Below are 15,288 nucleotides of genomic sequence, written 5' to 3' on the forward strand. Positions count from 1 at the left end.
ATCGTCGCGCCGTTGCAGGGCGGCCGCGCGGACATGACCGTCGGGATGGAAGATGCCGTCACCGGGCTCGACGTGATGCCGGGGCCTGAGACGGGGTGGTCGGCGCCGTCGCCGAGGCCGGGCTGATCGCGCAGGTCTTCGAGGCGGTGATCCATGCCGGCGCCCTGCACAAGCCGGACATCGCCCGGTATCCGGCGCAGCGTTTCATCGATGTGAACGCGACCGGCACGTCCGACCTGCTGGGATGCGCGGGCGCCGAAGGAGGATGCGGTGGGCATGGTGGCGCGGCCGGAGGCTACCGGCACGTACCGGCTGGGTCTACGACGCCTCACGCGCCGAGCGGGGGCTGGGCTTCCGCCCGAGAGGGGGCAACGATGCCCTTCGCCCACGATCCGGACGACGTCTCGCCGCAGGCGCGGGCGCCGGGGCCGGCACTCCGCTGAGAGCGTTCCTCCGGCCGACCCGTCTCACGGGGCGGGGCGGCGGAGCGCGTCGAGGTCGGGCGGGAGCGAAGGCAGCGCGTCGAGGCCGTATTCCGCGGCGATTGCGGGCAGGTCGCGCTCCGGCGGCAGGGTGCCGTGCTCCGAGACGAAGGCGCGCAGGGCCGAGACGAGATCCGCCGCCGGGTCGGGACGGTTCTCGGGATCCTCCGCGGCGGCGAGGCGACGGAGCGCGTCGCCGAGCGGCGGGGCGGCCTCGCGCAGGCCGAGCCGGGCGAGCAGCGCGGCGTGGAGGAAGCGCCGGACTTCGTGGACAGGGGCGCCGAGGACGAGGCCGTCCGCGGTCGCCACGACCGGCTCGCCGCTCACGCTCGAATCCCGCGCGCGCAACGCGTTCTCCGCCATCCAGCCCGCGCCGGGGCGGGCCGCGATCATGTCGCGGCCGAGCAGCAATCCGAGATCCAGGGCGAGCGAGCGCCAGAGCGGCCGGAGCTGCGTCGTGCTCTCGCCGCCGATCTGGGTCGGCGCCGGGCCGGGGCCGCGCCGGGGCAGGGCGGGCGAGTACCGGTCCGAGCCCGGCTCGCGGCTACCCTCGACGCGCTCCGCGAGATGACGGCCGACCGCATCCCAGCTGTCCGGGTCAGGCGAGACGGCGAGCCCTGCCCGGCGGAGCCACGCCTCCGCCTCCGCGGCCCGCTCCGCCGCGACGGCGACGATGCGCCCGGCGACGAGGCCTGCCCGTTCCGCGGTCGCGGTCAGGTCGGGCGGCTCGTGGTCGGCGGCGTAGGGCGCATAGCCGTCGAGACGGCCGGAATAGGCCGCGCTCTCGCGCAGGAGCGATCGGTAGGTCGGCGCGTCGGGAGCCCGCGCTCCGGGGGCGAAGGCGCTCACGATCTGGCTCAGGAGAGACAAGGCGAAGGTTCCTGATCGGGCGGGCCTGCCATCGTCGCCGGGCCGCCGGGCGCCCGCAAGCCCGGCATCGCGGATGGAGCGGAGAGGGGGCGGGACGCCGGCTCACTGCGTGGCCGCCCGCGCCGCCTCCTCCGCCCCCCAGCCGCCCAGGAAGCCGCCGCCGACCGCCCCGATCAGGCCGCCGGCCACCGCACCCACGGCCGCCCCGACCGGCCCGCCGAGCATGGTGCCGGCCAGCGTGCCGAACTTGACGCCGCCCGCCGCGCCCGCGGCCGCCCCGCCCCAGCCGCCGGCGGCACCCGCGGTCGCCACCGCGGCGTTCCGGCCGAACCGGCCGCCATCGGCCTGAATGCCCGATCCGATCGCGTAGGCGTCCGCGGCGAGCCCCACCGGGGCAGCGACACGGCCGAAGCCGCGGGCCGCCTGACTCACCCTCGCCGCCGTCTCCACGGCCTGCACCTGACGGGCGGTCGGCGCGATGTCGGCGATGCCCGAGGTCAAGTTGCCGCCGGTCGCCGCGTTGGCGGCGGCGAGGCGGTTCGCTACCGCCGGATCGGGACCGTGATTGCCGGTCAGCGGGTTGCCGGTGAAGCGGTAATCGATCTGCGCGCCGTTCTGCGCGGCACGGATGTCGATGCCGAGCTGGCGCCCGTCGATCGACTTGCCGGCCTTGATCTCCGTGTAGGGCGCCTGCTGCCCGGTCTGGACGTCGTAGATGCGGTTGGCGATCCCGGGATCGCGCACCTCGAAGCGGACGTCGCCGGGCGGGATGTTGTTCAGCGCCGCCTGCTGGCGGGCGTAATCGTAGGTCGCCTGCGTGCTGACCATGGTCTGCATCGGCCAGGGATTGCTCCTGGCGAATTGATCGATGCCGTAGCCGCGGAATTGCGGGTTGGCCAGGGTCGAATTGGCCGCCAGCCGGCCGAACTGCTGCTCGGGCCCGATCTGCGCCGTCCGCCCGAAGGCGCCGACCTCCCCGTACATGGCCGCGCGGTATCCGACGCCCGCTTCTCCCGCCGTTTGCGCTGCTTCGGCGGCGAGTCCGATCGGCCCGATGCCCGGATCGGCGCCGACGCCGGGCGCGGCCGGCGGCGCCGCGGGACGATCCTGCGGCGGCGGCACCTGCGCGGTCTCGGAGAAATTCGGCGGCAGGATCGGGCCCGTCACCGGCGGCGCGGCGGACATCGCCGCGCGCTGGGCGTCCATGCCCGCCATGTTGGACTCGAACTGCGCCTGCAACTGGGCGGAGCGTGCCTCGCCCTGGGCCTGGAGCTGGTTGTTGAACTGCGCCGATTGCGCGTCCATCCGCTCCGAGAAGGCGCGCTGGCTTTCGGCGAACTGCCCGTTGATCTGGTGGAAATCCGCGATCGGATCGCCGTAGCTGCCGTCGCCCGGCAGCGCACCGCCGAGGTCCGGCTTGGGGCCGACGCTGATCTCCGGCAGGTCGATCGTAGGCGATCCGCCGGTCGGCCCCGCCGCGAAGGTGGGGCTCGGAGCGATGGAGCCGAGATTCGAGGGGCCGCTGCTCATCCGTCCCACTTTCCTGATTTCGTGGAGGGCGGAGACAGGCTGCCGCTTCGACCTTACGACAACCTGTCGGAGCGCGGCGGCGCTCGCTCGCGGCGGGGAGCGATCCGGTGTCGCCGATCCGCCGATGCGAGAATTCGCTTGAGTCGGATCGGAAGCGGCGCGACACGCGGGTATCGTGCGTGCGATCCTGGGCTGACCCTCCGGCCCGTCGCGAGGTTTGCCGCGCGAGCCCGCCGCATCCGAAACAGTCTTCGGTGTCCCATGTCCGGTACCACCCGAACCAGCGCCGACCTCGACCCGCGCCGCCGCCGCACGCTGTTCCGCGCGTGGCACCGCGGCATCCGCGAGATGGATCTCATCATGGGCCGCTTCGCCGATGCCGAGATCGGTGCACTCTCGGAGGAGGAATTGACGCAGTTCGAGGCGCTGATCGAGGTGCCCGACCGCGACCTGTTCCGCTGGCTCACCGGCGAGGATCCGACCCCGGAGAACTACGACACGCCCGTCTACCGCCGGCTCAAGGCGTTCCATCGGCACGACGCGCCGATCCATAACTGAACGTTTGCCGCCGCGGACGGCTTCCTGTTACGCGCAAGTCATAACCCTTCCCCTCCGATCTCGGGCTTGCCCGAGATCGGCAGGCTTGCTCAAGTCAGGCAAGCCTGACTTGAGTGGGGGGAGGGTGCCCGCGGAGCAGTCGGGAGAGGGGAGCGACGGTCCCGCTTGGCCGCGCTCGACCAGCCACCTCCGGAAACGGCGTTCCCCTCTCCCGACCCTCGCTGACGCGAGGGCCAACCTCCCCCCGCAGAGGGGGAAGGGTTCTTCACCGCCCGATTGCCAAAAGACCGATGGCCAAGCCCCAACCCAAGCCGCCCGCGCCGAAGCCGCAGACCGCCCGCTTCGCCCTGCCGAAATCGGCGCCGCTGACCAAGGCGCTCGACGCGATCCGCCGCGGCGACAGCCCAACGCTGGCCTCCGTGCCCGACGGCTTCGACGCGCTGGTGGCGGCCGACCTCGCCCGCGCCCTGTCGGGCACCTTCGAGGGGCCGGCGGTGCTGGTCCACGTCGCCCGCGATTCGGGGCGCTCCAACGCCTTCCAGAACGCGCTGAAATTCGTCGCCCCCGAGATCGAGGCGATGAGTTTCCCGGCCTGGGACTGCCAGCCCTACGACCGCGTCTCCCCCAACGCCGCGATCGCGGCGCAGCGCATGACCGCGCTCTCGCGCCTCACCCGCTCGCGCTCGTCGGAGGAGAAGCCGCGCATCCTCTGCACCACGGTGAACGCCCTGGTGCAGCGGGTGCCGCCCCGCGCCCGGGTCGCGGTCGAGACCTTCTCGGCGGCGATCGGCAACGTGGTGCCGATGGACAAGGTGGTCGCCTGGGTCGAGGCCAACGGCTTCCTGCGCACGGGAACGGTGCGGGATACCGGCGAGTACGCCGTGCGCGGCGGCATTCTGGATCTCTCGCCGCCCGGCCTGCCGAACCCGATCCGCCTCGACTTCTTCGGCGACACTCTCGAATCGATCCGTGCCTTCGATCCCGAGACGCAGCGCACGGTGGGGTCGCTCCGCTCCCTCGATCTCGTGCCGATGAGCGAGGTGCAGCTCACCACCGAGACGATCCGGCGCTTCCGCCAGGGCTACCTGTCGAGCTTCGGCGCGGCGACCCGCGACGACCGGCTCTACGAGACCGTGAGCGAGGGCCGCCGCTATGCCGGCCTCGAGCACTGGATGCCGCTGTTCTACGACGGCCTCGACACCCTGTTCGACTATCTCGGCGACGTGCCGATGGTCTTCGACCCGCAGGTCGAGGAGGCGGCATCCGAGCGGCTCTCCCTGATCCAGGATTACTTCCAGGCCCGCGAGGCGGCGCTGAAGAATCCGCAATCGGGCGTGGCGCCCTACAAGCCGCTGCCGCCGCGGGCGCTCTACCTCACGCCGAACGAGTGGAAGGGGAAGGTCGAGGCCGGCACGGTCGCCCGGCTCACCCCCTTCGCCCAGCCGGATTCGGATGAGCGCGCCGTCATCGATTGCGGCGCGAGGGCGGGCCGCAACTTCGCGCCCGAGCGGGCGGACGAAGCGGCCAGCGTGTTCGACGCCGCGGTGGCGCATATCCGCGACCTGCAGGCCTCCGGTCATCACGTGATCCTGGGATCCTGGTCCGACGGCTCGCGCGACCGGCTCTGCGGCGTGCTGACCGATCACGGCCTTAAAAAACCGATCGAGATCAACACCTTCGCCGCCGTGAACGCGCTCAAGCGCGGCACCGACGTGGCGGTCGCCGTCTGGGGCCTGGAATCCGGCTTCACCCTCGACAAGCTCGCGGTGGTGGCCGAGGGCGACATCCTCGGCGACCGGCTGGTGCGCCAGAAGCGCAAATCCAAGCGCCCGCAGGACATCATCCTCGAGGTCCAGGCGCTCCAGCCCGGCGATCTCGTGGTCCATGCCGACCACGGCATCGGCCGCTTCGTCGGCCTCAAGACGGTCACCGCGGCCGGCGCTCCGCACGACTGCCTGGAGCTGCAATATGCCGGCGGCCTGCTGCTGCTGCCGGTGGAGAATATCGAGCTTCTGACCCGCTACGGCTCGGAGGATTCGGAGGTCGCGCTCGACCGCCTCGGCGGCGGGGCGTGGCAGGCCCGCAAGGCCAAGATGAAGCGCCGCATCCTCGAGATGGCGGGCGAACTCATCAAGGTCGCCGCCGCGCGCTTCGTGAAGCCCGCCCCGAGCCTGAAAGCTCCGGAGGGGCTCTACGAAGAATTCGCCGCGCGCTTCGCCTTCCAGGAGACCGAGGATCAGGCCAACGCCATCGACGCCGTGCTCGACGACCTCAATGCCGGGCGGCCGATGGACCGCCTCGTCTGCGGCGATGTCGGCTTCGGCAAGACCGAGGTGGCGCTGCGCGCCGCCTTCGCCGCGGCGATCTCCGGCAAGCAGGTGGCGGTGGTGGTGCCCACCACCTTGCTCGCCCGCCAACACTACCGGACGTTTGCCGAGCGCTTCAAAGGCCTGCCGATCAACGTCGCCCAGCTCTCGCGCTTCGTCTCCGCCGGCGATCAGCGCCAGACACGGGCGGGGCTCGCCGAGGGCAAGGTCGATATCGTGGTCGGCACCCACGCGCTGCTGGCGAAAAACGTCGCGTTCAAGGATCTCGGCCTCATCATCGTCGACGAGGAGCAGCATTTCGGTGTGGCCCACAAGGAGCGGCTGAAGGCGCTCCAGGCCGACGTCCACGTGCTGACGCTCTCGGCGACCCCGATCCCGCGCACGCTGCAGCTCGCCATGACGGGGGTGCGCGAACTCTCGATCATCGCCACGCCGCCGGTGGACCGGCTGGCGGTGCGCACCTTCGTGACGCCGTTCGATCCGCTGCTGATCCGCGAGGCGCTGCTGCGCGAGCGCTACCGCGGCGGGCAGGCTTTCTACGTGGTCCCCCGGATCGAAGACCTCGCTGAAGTCAAACGCTTCCTCGACCAAGAGATGCCTGAAGTCACCGTCGCGGTCGCCCACGGCCAGATGGCGGCGGGCCAGCTCGAGGACGTCATGACGGCCTTCTACGAGGGCAAGTACGACGTGCTGCTCTCAACGACCATCGTCGAATCCGGCCTCGACATCCCGACCGCCAACACGCTGATCGTGCACCGGGCCGACATGTTCGGTCTGGCCGCGCTCTACCAGCTCAGGGGCCGCGTCGGCCGCTCCAAGGCGCGGGCCTACGCCCTGTTCACCACGCCGGCCAACCGCCAACTCACCGCCCAGGCCGAGCAGCGGCTCAAGGTGCTGCAAAGCCTCGACACGCTCGGCGCCGGCTTCCAGCTAGCCTCCCACGACCTCGACATCCGCGGCGCCGGCAACCTCCTGGGCGACGCCCAGTCCGGCCACATCAAGGAAGTGGGCTACGAACTCTACCAGCAGATGCTGGAGGACGCCGTCACCGCGCTCAAGGCCGGAATCGAGGAGCCGGTGGAGGAGGCGTGGTCGCCGACCATCGCCCTCGGCGCCCCCGTCACGATCCCGGAGGACTATGTCGAGGATCTCACCGTCCGGCTCGGCCTCTACCGGCGCCTCTCGACGCTGGAGAACGACGCCGAGATGGAGAGCTTCGGCGCCGAGCTGATCGACCGCTTCGGGCCGCTGCCGCCGGAGGTGGAGCAGCTTTTGAAGATCGTGACCATCAAGATCCTGTGCCGCGAGGCGAATGTCGAGAAGGTCGAAGCGGGTCCCAAGGGCGTCGTGGTCCACTTCCGCGACAAGTCCTTCGCCAACCCGCAGGGGCTTGCCGCCATGGTCGTGGAGCAGGGCTCCTTCGCCAAGGTGCGGCCCGATATGAGCGTCGTGTTCATCCGCGAACTCGACGGCATCCCGAAGCGCCTCAAGGAGACGACGCAGATCATGCGCGGGCTCGTGACCATCGCCAAGCGGGCGAAGAAGGCGGCGTGACACGGATCGTCCGATCGGTCGCTTCGTTGCCGGTACCCGTCATCCCGGGGCTGCGCAGCGAAGCCCGGGATCCACCCGTGGCGCGGGAAACACGGCCGTGCCGAGCCCAATCGTAGATTTCGGGTTCGCTTATCAGTCCCCCGGAATGACGGCTGTGAAGTCCGTGGGGGAGATGGGACGACCTCGCCGCAAAGCACGCCACGGGTTGAGGAATCGCGCGTGCGGGCAGATCATTTCGCATGACCTGCCAGCCGTTATTGCGCTACAAAAATAAAATCGTGCCTTGATAAAGCTCTCATCGAATCGCATATAAGATCTTATCGATGCGAGGCCGGATTTTCTGGGCCGTGACGCCTCCGCAGGGCGGTTCTCATTTTCCTTCGTAATCGGTTGAACGACAGGTCCCGGTGCCGCAGGGCGCGGGGATTCTTTGCTTACATCCTGCGGAAGACGAGGACGTTTCGATGGCGACTGGCACCGTAAAGTGGTTCAACGAGCAGAAGGGCTTCGGCTTCATCCAGCCCGAAGACGGCTCGAAGGACGTGTTCGTCCACATCTCTGCCGTCGAGCGCGCCGGCCTGCGCGGCCTCGCGGAGGGTCAGAAGGTCTCCTACGAGATGGAAACCGACCGCCGCTCCGGCAAGCAGTCGGCGGGTCAGCTTCAAGTCGCGTGATCCGCACCTGAACCCGACAGGTCGAAGCCGCTCCGGCCCGGAGCGGCTTTGCGCATTTTTGGCCGCGGCCCGCCCTGAGCCCGGCACGATCAAGGACACTCTGTGAGCTTCAGCAAACAAAATTCCTTCGACGACCGTCGCCAGGATTCCGCCTCTGCCCGGGAGGCCATGCTCGCCCGCTTCCGCGCCCGCCCCGCCCAGGACGACCCGGTCGTGCAGGCACGGCAGGCCGAGCGCCGCGCGATCGCCGCCGCCCGCGAGGAGCGGGCCCAGGAGCGCGCGTTGCAGCGGCGCCTCGAAGCCGAGCGGCTGGCCGCCATCGCCGCCGCCGAGCGTGAAGCCGAGGCGGCGCGCAAGGCCGCTGAGATCGAGGCCGCCGCCGAGCGCGTTCGCCTCGCCCAGGCCAAGCAGAAGGAAGAGCGGGACGCCCGCTACGCCGCCCGCAAGGCCAAGATCAAGCTGCGCCGCTGACGGCTGAGGGCATCGTGCCGGATCTCGGATCCGGCACGATGCCCAGATCCCTGGTTCGCGTCCTCTTGTTCCGGAATCCGGTTCCACCTCTCGGAACGATGATCCAGATCCGCGGAGCGGACGATCCGCCGCGCGGGCCGGCCCCTGGCACGAAGTCCGGAGATATGACGATGCACAAGTTCAAGCTCGGCCAGCGCGTCCGCCGCGCGCAGTCCACCCCCCTCGACGAGCGGCTGGGTTTCGGCGCGATCAGCGAGATCGTCCGCCTGATGCCCGACGATCCGACCGGTGAACCCTCCTACCGCATCCGCTCGGGTTCGGCGGAGCGCGCCGTGCGCGAGAGCGAGATTGTCGCGGCGGCGTGATCGCCCCAAACGCGCCAACAAAAAAGGCGGACCCTTCGGCCCGCCCGTCATTGTCCCGTTATGGGAAGGCCCTACAGCTCCGGCTCGTTGAGCACATAGGGGCCGATTCGGCTCTTCAAATCGACCGGCGCACCGGCACGGGGCCCCGCGTCGTCCATCTCGATCACCGGGATGCCTCCGGCCCGCATCTGCGCGCGCAGGCGCTCGGCGAGCGCGGCGGTGTGCGGGTTCGTGCTGTTTGAGAGCTGAAGCAGGATCGCCGCAGGGCGGGCGATCACGGCGAGAACGTCGTCCGCCGCTTCGATCGAAGCGGTGACGCTCGCGTAACCGAGCCCGGCAAGGTCGGCGGCGAGGGAGCGATCGATAGCCCGGCGGCCATCGTCGACGACCAGCACTTGTTGCAGCGCACCCATAAGCTTCAGCGTTACCCCATGTCGCGCCCCGTGTGAAGAGGCACCCCGGATAACCCGCACGGCCACGATTGGTTCGCCGGCCATGCAGATCAATCGAGCTTGGAATCGCCCGGATGAAGCTGCGATGAACTGCGCTGCACAGGCCGTGAGCTGGCGGAGCCCGCCGCGCCGCGATCCTGGCTAGGCTCTCATATCGCTGAATTTTTTCCGCTGCCGACGAGGGCGGGCGCGCCGCCGGCGCTCTGGCGCGCGGGGCGGATTACGCAGGCGCAAAATTTTTCGGGAGGGCGGCGGGTTCGGGCCTCTCCACCGCTTCGATCGCGGTGGCGAGACCCGCGAACAGCACCGGCGCGTAAGATGTCTCCTGCCACGTTCCCTCCGGCGCCGCCGGCTGGGTTTGGCGCTGCAGCGTGGCCGCCGCGCAGGCTTGGCCGCGAAAGGCGAGGCGCCCATCCGGCTCGTGCCGCAGCGCCATCAGCGAGGCGGGGAGAGAGAGGCGCTCCGGCTTGCCGAGCACCAGCGAGATATCGCCCGCGGTCCCGCGCCGGCCGGAGAGAAGCGCCGTCTCGTCGAAGACGACCGTGTCGATCACCGTGTCGAGCCGCAGGCTCTGCGGCCGGCCCGCGGCGCGGCTGCGGCCGGGGAGGCGCGTCGGCGCCCGCTGAACCAGGGCGACGGAGAGCAGATCCGCCGGTAGGTCGCGGTCGGCGAGATTCTTTTCGAGGAAGGCCGGGGCGACGAGGTGGGTCGGTCCCGGCCGGCGCAGGGCCGCCGCGAAGGCGGCGCCGTCGAACAGGGGCATCGTCTCCAGGCTCGCGCCCGCCACGAGGGCGGCGGCGAGTCCGGTGGCGAGGCCGCGCAGGTCGTGCGGGCCGATCAGGCTGAGGATGCGCTCGGCCGGCGCGACCCGCATCGCCACGAGGTGCGCGGCGGCGGCCGCCACGATCGATTCGCCGCTGCGATAGATCGGTCGTTCGGGATCACCGCCGACGAAGCTGATGATGCCGGCGGAAGCAGGGGCCGGTTCGGCCGGCTCCCCGGCGGGGCCGTCGAGAACGAACCGGTCGAGGTTGATCACCCCGTCCGGCACGTCGGGGCCGAAGGCGCCGAGGTAGCGCAGGCCGAAATAGCGCGCGGCGACGTTGCAGAGGCGCTGCGCGGGTGCGGCGGAGCCGACCCGTGACTGGGTCAGCACCGCGCTGAGCGCCGCGCCCTGCGCCGCGGTGAGCAGATGCTCCTCGTCCCAGGAGATCGGCAGCAGGCAGGCGACGTGGCCGGCGGCCTCGACGGCGAGGATCGCCAGCGCGCTCTCGGCCGAGCCCGGCAGGCACAGGCCGATGCGGCTTCCCGGAGGCAGGCGCCAGCTCCGCAGGCCGCGGGCGAGGCGCTCGACGATCTCGGCGGCGGCGGCATAGGTCCAGGTGATGGCGGGCCGGTCGCTCCAGTCCGGCTTGTCGGCCGGATCGACCACCGCGATCCGGTCGGGGTGGCGCCGTGCCGTGGCGGCCAGAAGACTGCCGAGGCTGACGCGCCGCTGGGGAGCGGCGGCCGCAGGCGCGATCGTCTCAGGGACCTCGTCAGGGGGAATTGCGTCGCGGGCCTCGGCTTGGTGCGACGCGTCCGTCGAAGCCTCCTGCAAGACTCCGTGCAGCGCTCCCTGCAAGGCCCGTTGCAGCGCCCCTTGCAGAGCGTCCTGCAAGGCTCGCGGCGAAGCCTCAGCTTGCGTGATAGCCCGTTGCGCCGACACTCGCGCCCGCCCTCGAAAACCACTCCGTTTGATGAACGAATAGAGTTAAGCAAAGCTTAAAATTTGATGGTCGCGGCTGTCTCGCGTAGAGAATCGGAGCCAGGGGAGGCCGCACGCACCGGAGCACCCGATTCCTGTTGAGCGTGTGGCCGCGCGGTCTGTAGGATCGCGCGCGGATGAGCCGGGGCCGAAGCGATGCTCGAACTTCTGCGGCGGCTGTGGGAGGTCGAGAATCTCTCGCCCCACGGCATTTGTCTGCTCTGGCGCCCGGAGCTGATCTGGACCCACGTCGTCTCCGACAGCCTGATCGCCTTCGCCTACTTCTCGATTCCCGTCGGACTGGCCTATTTCGTGTCCCGTCGCCGGGACGTGGTGTTCGGCTGGATGTTCTGGTCGTTCGCGGTCTTCATCACCGCCTGCGGCGCGACCCACCTCATGGCGATCTGGACGCTCTGGGTGCCGGATTACGGGCTGGAGGCGGCGGTCAAGCTCCTCACCGGGCTGGCCTCGATCGGCACGGCGGTGGCGCTCTGGGTGCTGATGCCGAAGGCGCTGACGCTGCCGTCGCCCACCCAGCTCCGGCAGGCCAACGAGGCGCTTCAGGCCCGGATCGCTGAGCGCGACGCGGCGCTCGCGGCCCTGGAGGCCGCCAATGCCGAGCGCCAGCGCGCCGAGGAGGCGCTGCGCCAGAGCCAGAAGATGGAGGCGATCGGGCAGCTCACCGGGGGCGTGGCCCACGACTTCAACAACCTGCTCAACGTGGTGCTGCTCAACCTCGACCGGGTCGAGCGCGGCCTGCCCGAGGAGAGCCCCCTGCGCAAGCGTCTGCGCGACGCGGTGAAGGGCGCCGAGCGGGCGGCGACGATGACGCACAAGCTGCTGGCCTTCGCCCGCCGCCAGCCGCTCTCGCCGGTGAGCACCGACGTCAACGCGCAGATCGCCTCCTTCGCCGAGTTCCTGCGCGGCACGATCGGCTCGCGGATCCGGCTCGAGACCGATCTCGCCCCGGACCTGCCGCGGGTAAACATCGATCCCAACCAGCTCGAGAACGCGATCCTCAACCTCGCGGTCAATGCCCGCGACGCGATGCCCGAGGGCGGGACCCTGACGCTTGCCACCCGTCCGCTGCCGGGGGGGGGAGGGGCTCGCCGTCGAGGTCTCGGATACCGGAACCGGGATGACGCCGGAGGTCGAGGCCCGGGCCTTCGAGCCCTTCTTCACCACGAAGCCTCTGGGCCAGGGGACCGGCCTGGGGCTCAGCCAGGTGTTCGGCTTCGCCCAGCAATCGGGCGGCAACGCCACCTTCGTGCGCGGCGACCGGGGCGGCACCACCGTGCGCCTGTCCTTCCCGGCCCAGGCGCCGGCCGCGGAGCGCCCGGCGCCGACGCGCCTGTCCCCGGTCGTCGCCCCCGACCTCGCGCCGCCGCTGCTGCCGCCGGTGGCGGTCGCGGGCTAGGCCTCGTCCCGAGAGGCGGCGGACGGCGTTGGCCAAAGTTCGGATCGAGACGAGGGGCTAAGGATATCTTCGCGGTTTTCGGCGTCTTCTGCTCACCCTGAGCGCGCGGGGATCGCAGGGGCCACGAGACGAGGGAGGGAGAGGGGAGGGATGACGGACAAGCGGACGGTGCTCGTCGTCGAGGACGAGGAGATGCTGCTCAACGCCGTGACCATGGAGTTCGAGGATGCCGGCTTCGCCGTGCTCAGCGCGGGCACCGCGGAGGAGGCCTACGGCCTGCTTCAGGGGGCCGAGCGGGTCGATCTCCTGTTCACCGACATCCGCCTGCCGGGCCAGCTCGACGGCTGGGACCTCGCCGAGCGCGCCCGCCTGCTCCACCCGGCTCTGCCGGTGATCTACGTGACCGGCTACAGCACCGAGCAGCCCCGGCAGGTGAGCGAGAGCCTGCTGGTGATGAAGCCCTACCGCATGACCGCGATCATGAGCGCCGCGCAGCAATTGGGGGTGGGGTGAGGTCAGGAGCCGATCACGACAGAGGACGCCGGGCCGTATGCCGGAAGCGGCGCACGACGATGTCTTGGTCCGCCGCGCGACAGAGCATCATCCCGAAAGGTGGTTTGCGGCTTTCGGAAAAAGATGATGCAAAAACAGATCCCTAGCGCATCGTGCCGGATCCGATATCCGGCACATTGCGCTAGTCGATCACATAGGGAAACGGGTTCAGCGGGAACCGCCGGATGCCCCGCTTGCTCGTCAGGCGCCCTGCCTGCGGGTGAGCCTGCAGGAGCGCCACGACCGACAGGATGCGCTCCTGAAGTCTGGAGGTCGCTTGGGGCGATTCGTGTGCGAGGAAATCGAGCGCTGCCTCAATCTGCCGGGCGGCGGTGAGAGTGTAGCGAACGCTCACCGGGCATACTTCGCCCATATGGCGCGCATCTGGTCCTCCGTTGCGAAGTCGCTGCGCGCCTCTTCGGCATCCGACTCCGAGAGATCGGCCTCCTCCTCGGGGGTGAGCGGGATGACCGCTTGCTCCTCACCTGCATAGGCGAGCACGAGACGCGCGATCTCGTCCTGCATCTCCGGGGAGAGTCCCCGCGCGGTGGCGACCGCCCGTTCGAGAAGATCCGTCATGGACCCTATTCTGGAGCGGCGAGGAATGTGCAGGAAGTGGCCGTTACGCGTCTTGCTCCCGCGCCTTCTCCCGCAGCACGAACTTCTGCACCTTGCCCGTCGAGGTCTTGGGCAATTCGCCGAACACCACGTGGCGCGGCAGCTTGTAGGGGGCGAGCCGTTCGCGGCACCACGCGACCAGCTCCTCGGAGGTCGCCTCCCGCCCCTCCTTCAGCTCGACGAAGGCGCAGGGCGTCTCGCCCCATTTCGCGTCCGGCTTGGCGACGACCGCGGCGGCGGCGACCGAGGGGTGCTTGAACAGGGCGTCCTCGACCTCGATCGAGGAGATGTTCTCGCCGCCCGAGATGATGATGTCCTTCGAGCGGTCCTTCAGCTGGATGTAGCCGTCGGGGTGCTTCACCCCGAGATCGCCCGAGCGGAACCAGCCGCCCTCGAAGGCGGCCTGCGTCGAGGCCGGATTCTTGAGGTAGCCGCGCATCACCACATTGCCGCGGAACATCACCTCGCCGAGGCTGGTCCCGTCGGCGGGCAGCGATTCCATCGTCTCGGGATCGCGCACGTCGAGCCCTTCCAGCACGGGGTAGCGCACGCCCTGGCGGGCCTTCTTCCGGGCCCGCTCGTCGGAGGGGAGGGCGTCCCACTCCTCGTGCCACGCATTCACCACCGCAGGGCCGTAGGTCTCGGTCAGCCCGTAGAGATGGGTGACGTCGAAGCCCGCTTCGCCCATGGCCGCCAGCACCGCCTCCGGCGGCGGCGCGGCGGCGGTGAGGAAGTGGACGCGGTGGGGGAGGGGGCGCTTCTGCTCTTCGGGCGCGTTCAGGAGCGTCGACATCACGATCGGCGCCCCCGACAGGTGGGTGACGCCGTGCTCGGCCAGCGCCGCGTACATCGCGGGCGCCCGCACCTGCCGCAAGCAGACATGGGTGCCGGCGACGACCGAGAGCGTCCACGGGAAGCACCAGCCGTTGCAGTGGAACATCGGCAGGGTCCAGAGATAGACCGCGTGCTGCGGCAGCCCGGCGGTGATGACGTTGCCGAGCGAGAGCAGGGCCGCGCCGCGGTGGTGATAGACCACGCCCTTCGGATCGCCGGTGGTGCCGGAGGTGTAGTTGAGCGAGATCGCGTCCCACTCGTCCGCCGGCATTTCCCAGTCGTAGTCGGGATCGCCGCCGACGAGGAAATCTTCGTAATCGGTCTCGCCGAGGGCGGTGCCATCCCCGACAAATTCCGGGTCGTCGTAGTCGATGACGAGGGGCGAGACGCCCGCCTTGTCGAGCGCCTCGCGGCCGATCTTCGCGAACTCGCGGTCGACGATGAACACCTTGGCCTCGCCGTGGTCGAGGCAGAATCCCAAGGCTGCCGCGTCGAGGCGGGTGTTGAGGGTGTTGAGCACCGCCCCCGTCATCGGCACGCCGTAGTGGCACTCGATCATCGCCGGCGTGTTGGCCAGGAGCACCGCCACGGTGTCACCGCGCCCGATGCCCCGTGCCGCCAGGGCCGCGGCGAGGCGGCGGCAGCGGGCGTAGAGTTCGGCATAGGAGCGGCGCAGCGGGCCGTGGATCACCGCAATCTGATCCGGGAAGGTCCGGGCGGCGCGGTCGAGATAGGTCAGCGGCGTGAGCGGCTGGAAGTTCGCTGGGTTCCGGTCGAGATCCCGGTCGTAGATCGTCGCGCGCGCCATGGTCCCGCCTCCCGTTCGGACGGCAGACT

At 70.2% G+C, this 15,288-nt stretch carries 15 protein-coding genes; 8 read left to right on the forward strand and 7 right to left on the reverse strand.

The window, feature by feature from the left end; translation table 11 throughout:
- Positions 1-95 precede the first annotated feature (95 nt).
- Positions 96-443: a hypothetical protein gene (locus tag MPPM_RS29060; RefSeq protein WP_244573379.1), complete on the forward strand. Its 348-nt coding sequence runs from the start codon at positions 96-98 to the stop codon at positions 441-443.
- Between the two features lie 24 nt (positions 444-467).
- Here MPPM_RS29060 and MPPM_RS22205 read toward each other — a convergent pair whose 3' ends face one another.
- Both MPPM_RS22205 and MPPM_RS22210 read right to left on the reverse strand, forming a co-directional pair.
- Entirely contained in the window at positions 468-1,352 is an 885-nt protein-coding gene (locus MPPM_RS22205) for a hypothetical protein (RefSeq protein ID WP_096486909.1), read from the reverse strand.
- A gap of 102 nt (positions 1,353-1,454) precedes the next feature.
- Positions 1,455-2,882: a hypothetical protein gene (locus MPPM_RS22210; RefSeq protein WP_096486910.1), complete on the reverse strand. Its 1,428-nt coding sequence runs from the start codon at positions 2,880-2,882 to the stop codon at positions 1,455-1,457.
- 261 nt (positions 2,883-3,143) lie between these two features.
- Here MPPM_RS22210 and MPPM_RS22215 point away from each other — a divergent pair, with 261 nt between their 5' ends.
- The 5 genes from MPPM_RS22215 to MPPM_RS22235 all read left to right on the forward strand — a co-directional run bounded on the left by MPPM_RS22215 (position 3,144) and on the right by MPPM_RS22235 (position 8,831).
- A complete protein-coding gene (locus MPPM_RS22215) occupies positions 3,144-3,440 on the forward strand; it encodes an FAD assembly factor SdhE (RefSeq protein WP_096486911.1) in 297 nt (98 codons plus the stop codon).
- A gap of 290 nt (positions 3,441-3,730) precedes the next feature.
- Positions 3,731-7,321: a transcription-repair coupling factor gene (gene mfd, locus MPPM_RS22220; RefSeq protein WP_096486912.1), complete on the forward strand. Its 3,591-nt coding sequence runs from the start codon at positions 3,731-3,733 to the stop codon at positions 7,319-7,321.
- Positions 7,322-7,785: 464 nt separating this feature from the next.
- Positions 7,786-7,995 (forward strand): cold-shock protein, encoded by a 210-nt coding sequence (locus tag MPPM_RS22225; RefSeq protein WP_096486913.1) that lies wholly within the window; start codon positions 7,786-7,788, stop codon positions 7,993-7,995.
- Positions 7,996-8,097: 102 nt separating this feature from the next.
- Positions 8,098-8,466 (forward strand): DUF6481 family protein, encoded by a 369-nt coding sequence (locus MPPM_RS22230; RefSeq protein WP_096486914.1) that lies wholly within the window; start codon positions 8,098-8,100, stop codon positions 8,464-8,466.
- Positions 8,467-8,636: 170 nt separating this feature from the next.
- Complete coding sequence (locus tag MPPM_RS22235) at positions 8,637-8,831, forward strand: hypothetical protein (RefSeq protein WP_096487979.1); 195 nt, start codon at positions 8,637-8,639, stop codon at positions 8,829-8,831.
- A gap of 71 nt (positions 8,832-8,902) precedes the next feature.
- Here the strand turns inward: MPPM_RS22235 and MPPM_RS22240 are convergent, their stop codons facing one another.
- Together MPPM_RS22240 and MPPM_RS22245 are read right to left on the reverse strand one after the other, a co-directional pair.
- Positions 8,903-9,244 carry a hypothetical protein gene (locus MPPM_RS22240; protein ID WP_096486915.1) on the reverse strand — a complete coding sequence of 114 codons (342 nt, stop codon included), beginning with the start codon at positions 9,242-9,244 and terminating at the stop codon, positions 8,903-8,905.
- Positions 9,245-9,503: 259 nt separating this feature from the next.
- Positions 9,504-10,991 (reverse strand): AMP-binding protein, encoded by a 1,488-nt coding sequence (locus MPPM_RS22245; RefSeq protein WP_432419826.1) that lies wholly within the window; start codon positions 10,989-10,991, stop codon positions 9,504-9,506.
- A 195-nt stretch (positions 10,992-11,186) separates the two neighbouring features.
- On the opposite strand from MPPM_RS22245, the gene MPPM_RS29300 reads away from it, so the two are divergent.
- Together MPPM_RS29300 and MPPM_RS22255 are read left to right on the forward strand one after the other, a co-directional pair.
- Positions 11,187-12,548 (forward strand): hybrid sensor histidine kinase/response regulator, encoded by a 1,362-nt coding sequence (locus tag MPPM_RS29300; protein ID WP_432419827.1) that lies wholly within the window; start codon positions 11,187-11,189, stop codon positions 12,546-12,548.
- A 49-nt stretch (positions 12,549-12,597) separates the two neighbouring features.
- The gene (locus MPPM_RS22255) at positions 12,598-12,960 is read left to right on the forward strand and encodes a response regulator (protein WP_096486916.1); all 363 of its coding nucleotides are present in this window, start codon (positions 12,598-12,600) and stop codon (positions 12,958-12,960) included.
- Positions 12,961-13,141: 181 nt separating this feature from the next.
- On the opposite strand, the gene MPPM_RS22260 is transcribed toward MPPM_RS22255, so the two are convergent.
- The 3 genes from MPPM_RS22260 to MPPM_RS22270 are packed head-to-tail and all read right to left on the reverse strand — an operon-like array spanning position 13,142 to position 15,259.
- Positions 13,142-13,354, reverse strand: a complete 213-nt coding sequence (locus MPPM_RS22260) for a type II toxin-antitoxin system RelE/ParE family toxin (RefSeq protein WP_244573381.1) — start codon at positions 13,352-13,354, stop codon at positions 13,142-13,144.
- The gene (locus MPPM_RS22265) at positions 13,351-13,578 is read right to left on the reverse strand and encodes a hypothetical protein (RefSeq protein WP_096486918.1); all 228 of its coding nucleotides are present in this window, start codon (positions 13,576-13,578) and stop codon (positions 13,351-13,353) included. The genes MPPM_RS22260 and MPPM_RS22265 overlap by 4 nt, the downstream gene beginning before the upstream one ends.
- Positions 13,579-13,621: 43 nt before the next feature.
- Positions 13,622-15,259: an acyl-CoA synthetase gene (locus tag MPPM_RS22270; RefSeq protein WP_096486919.1), complete on the reverse strand. Its 1,638-nt coding sequence runs from the start codon at positions 15,257-15,259 to the stop codon at positions 13,622-13,624.
- Between the last annotated feature and the right edge of the window lie 29 nt (positions 15,260-15,288).

Source organism: Methylorubrum populi (assembly GCF_002355515.1).
Lineage (GTDB): Bacteria > Pseudomonadota > Alphaproteobacteria > Rhizobiales > Beijerinckiaceae > Methylobacterium > Methylobacterium populi_A.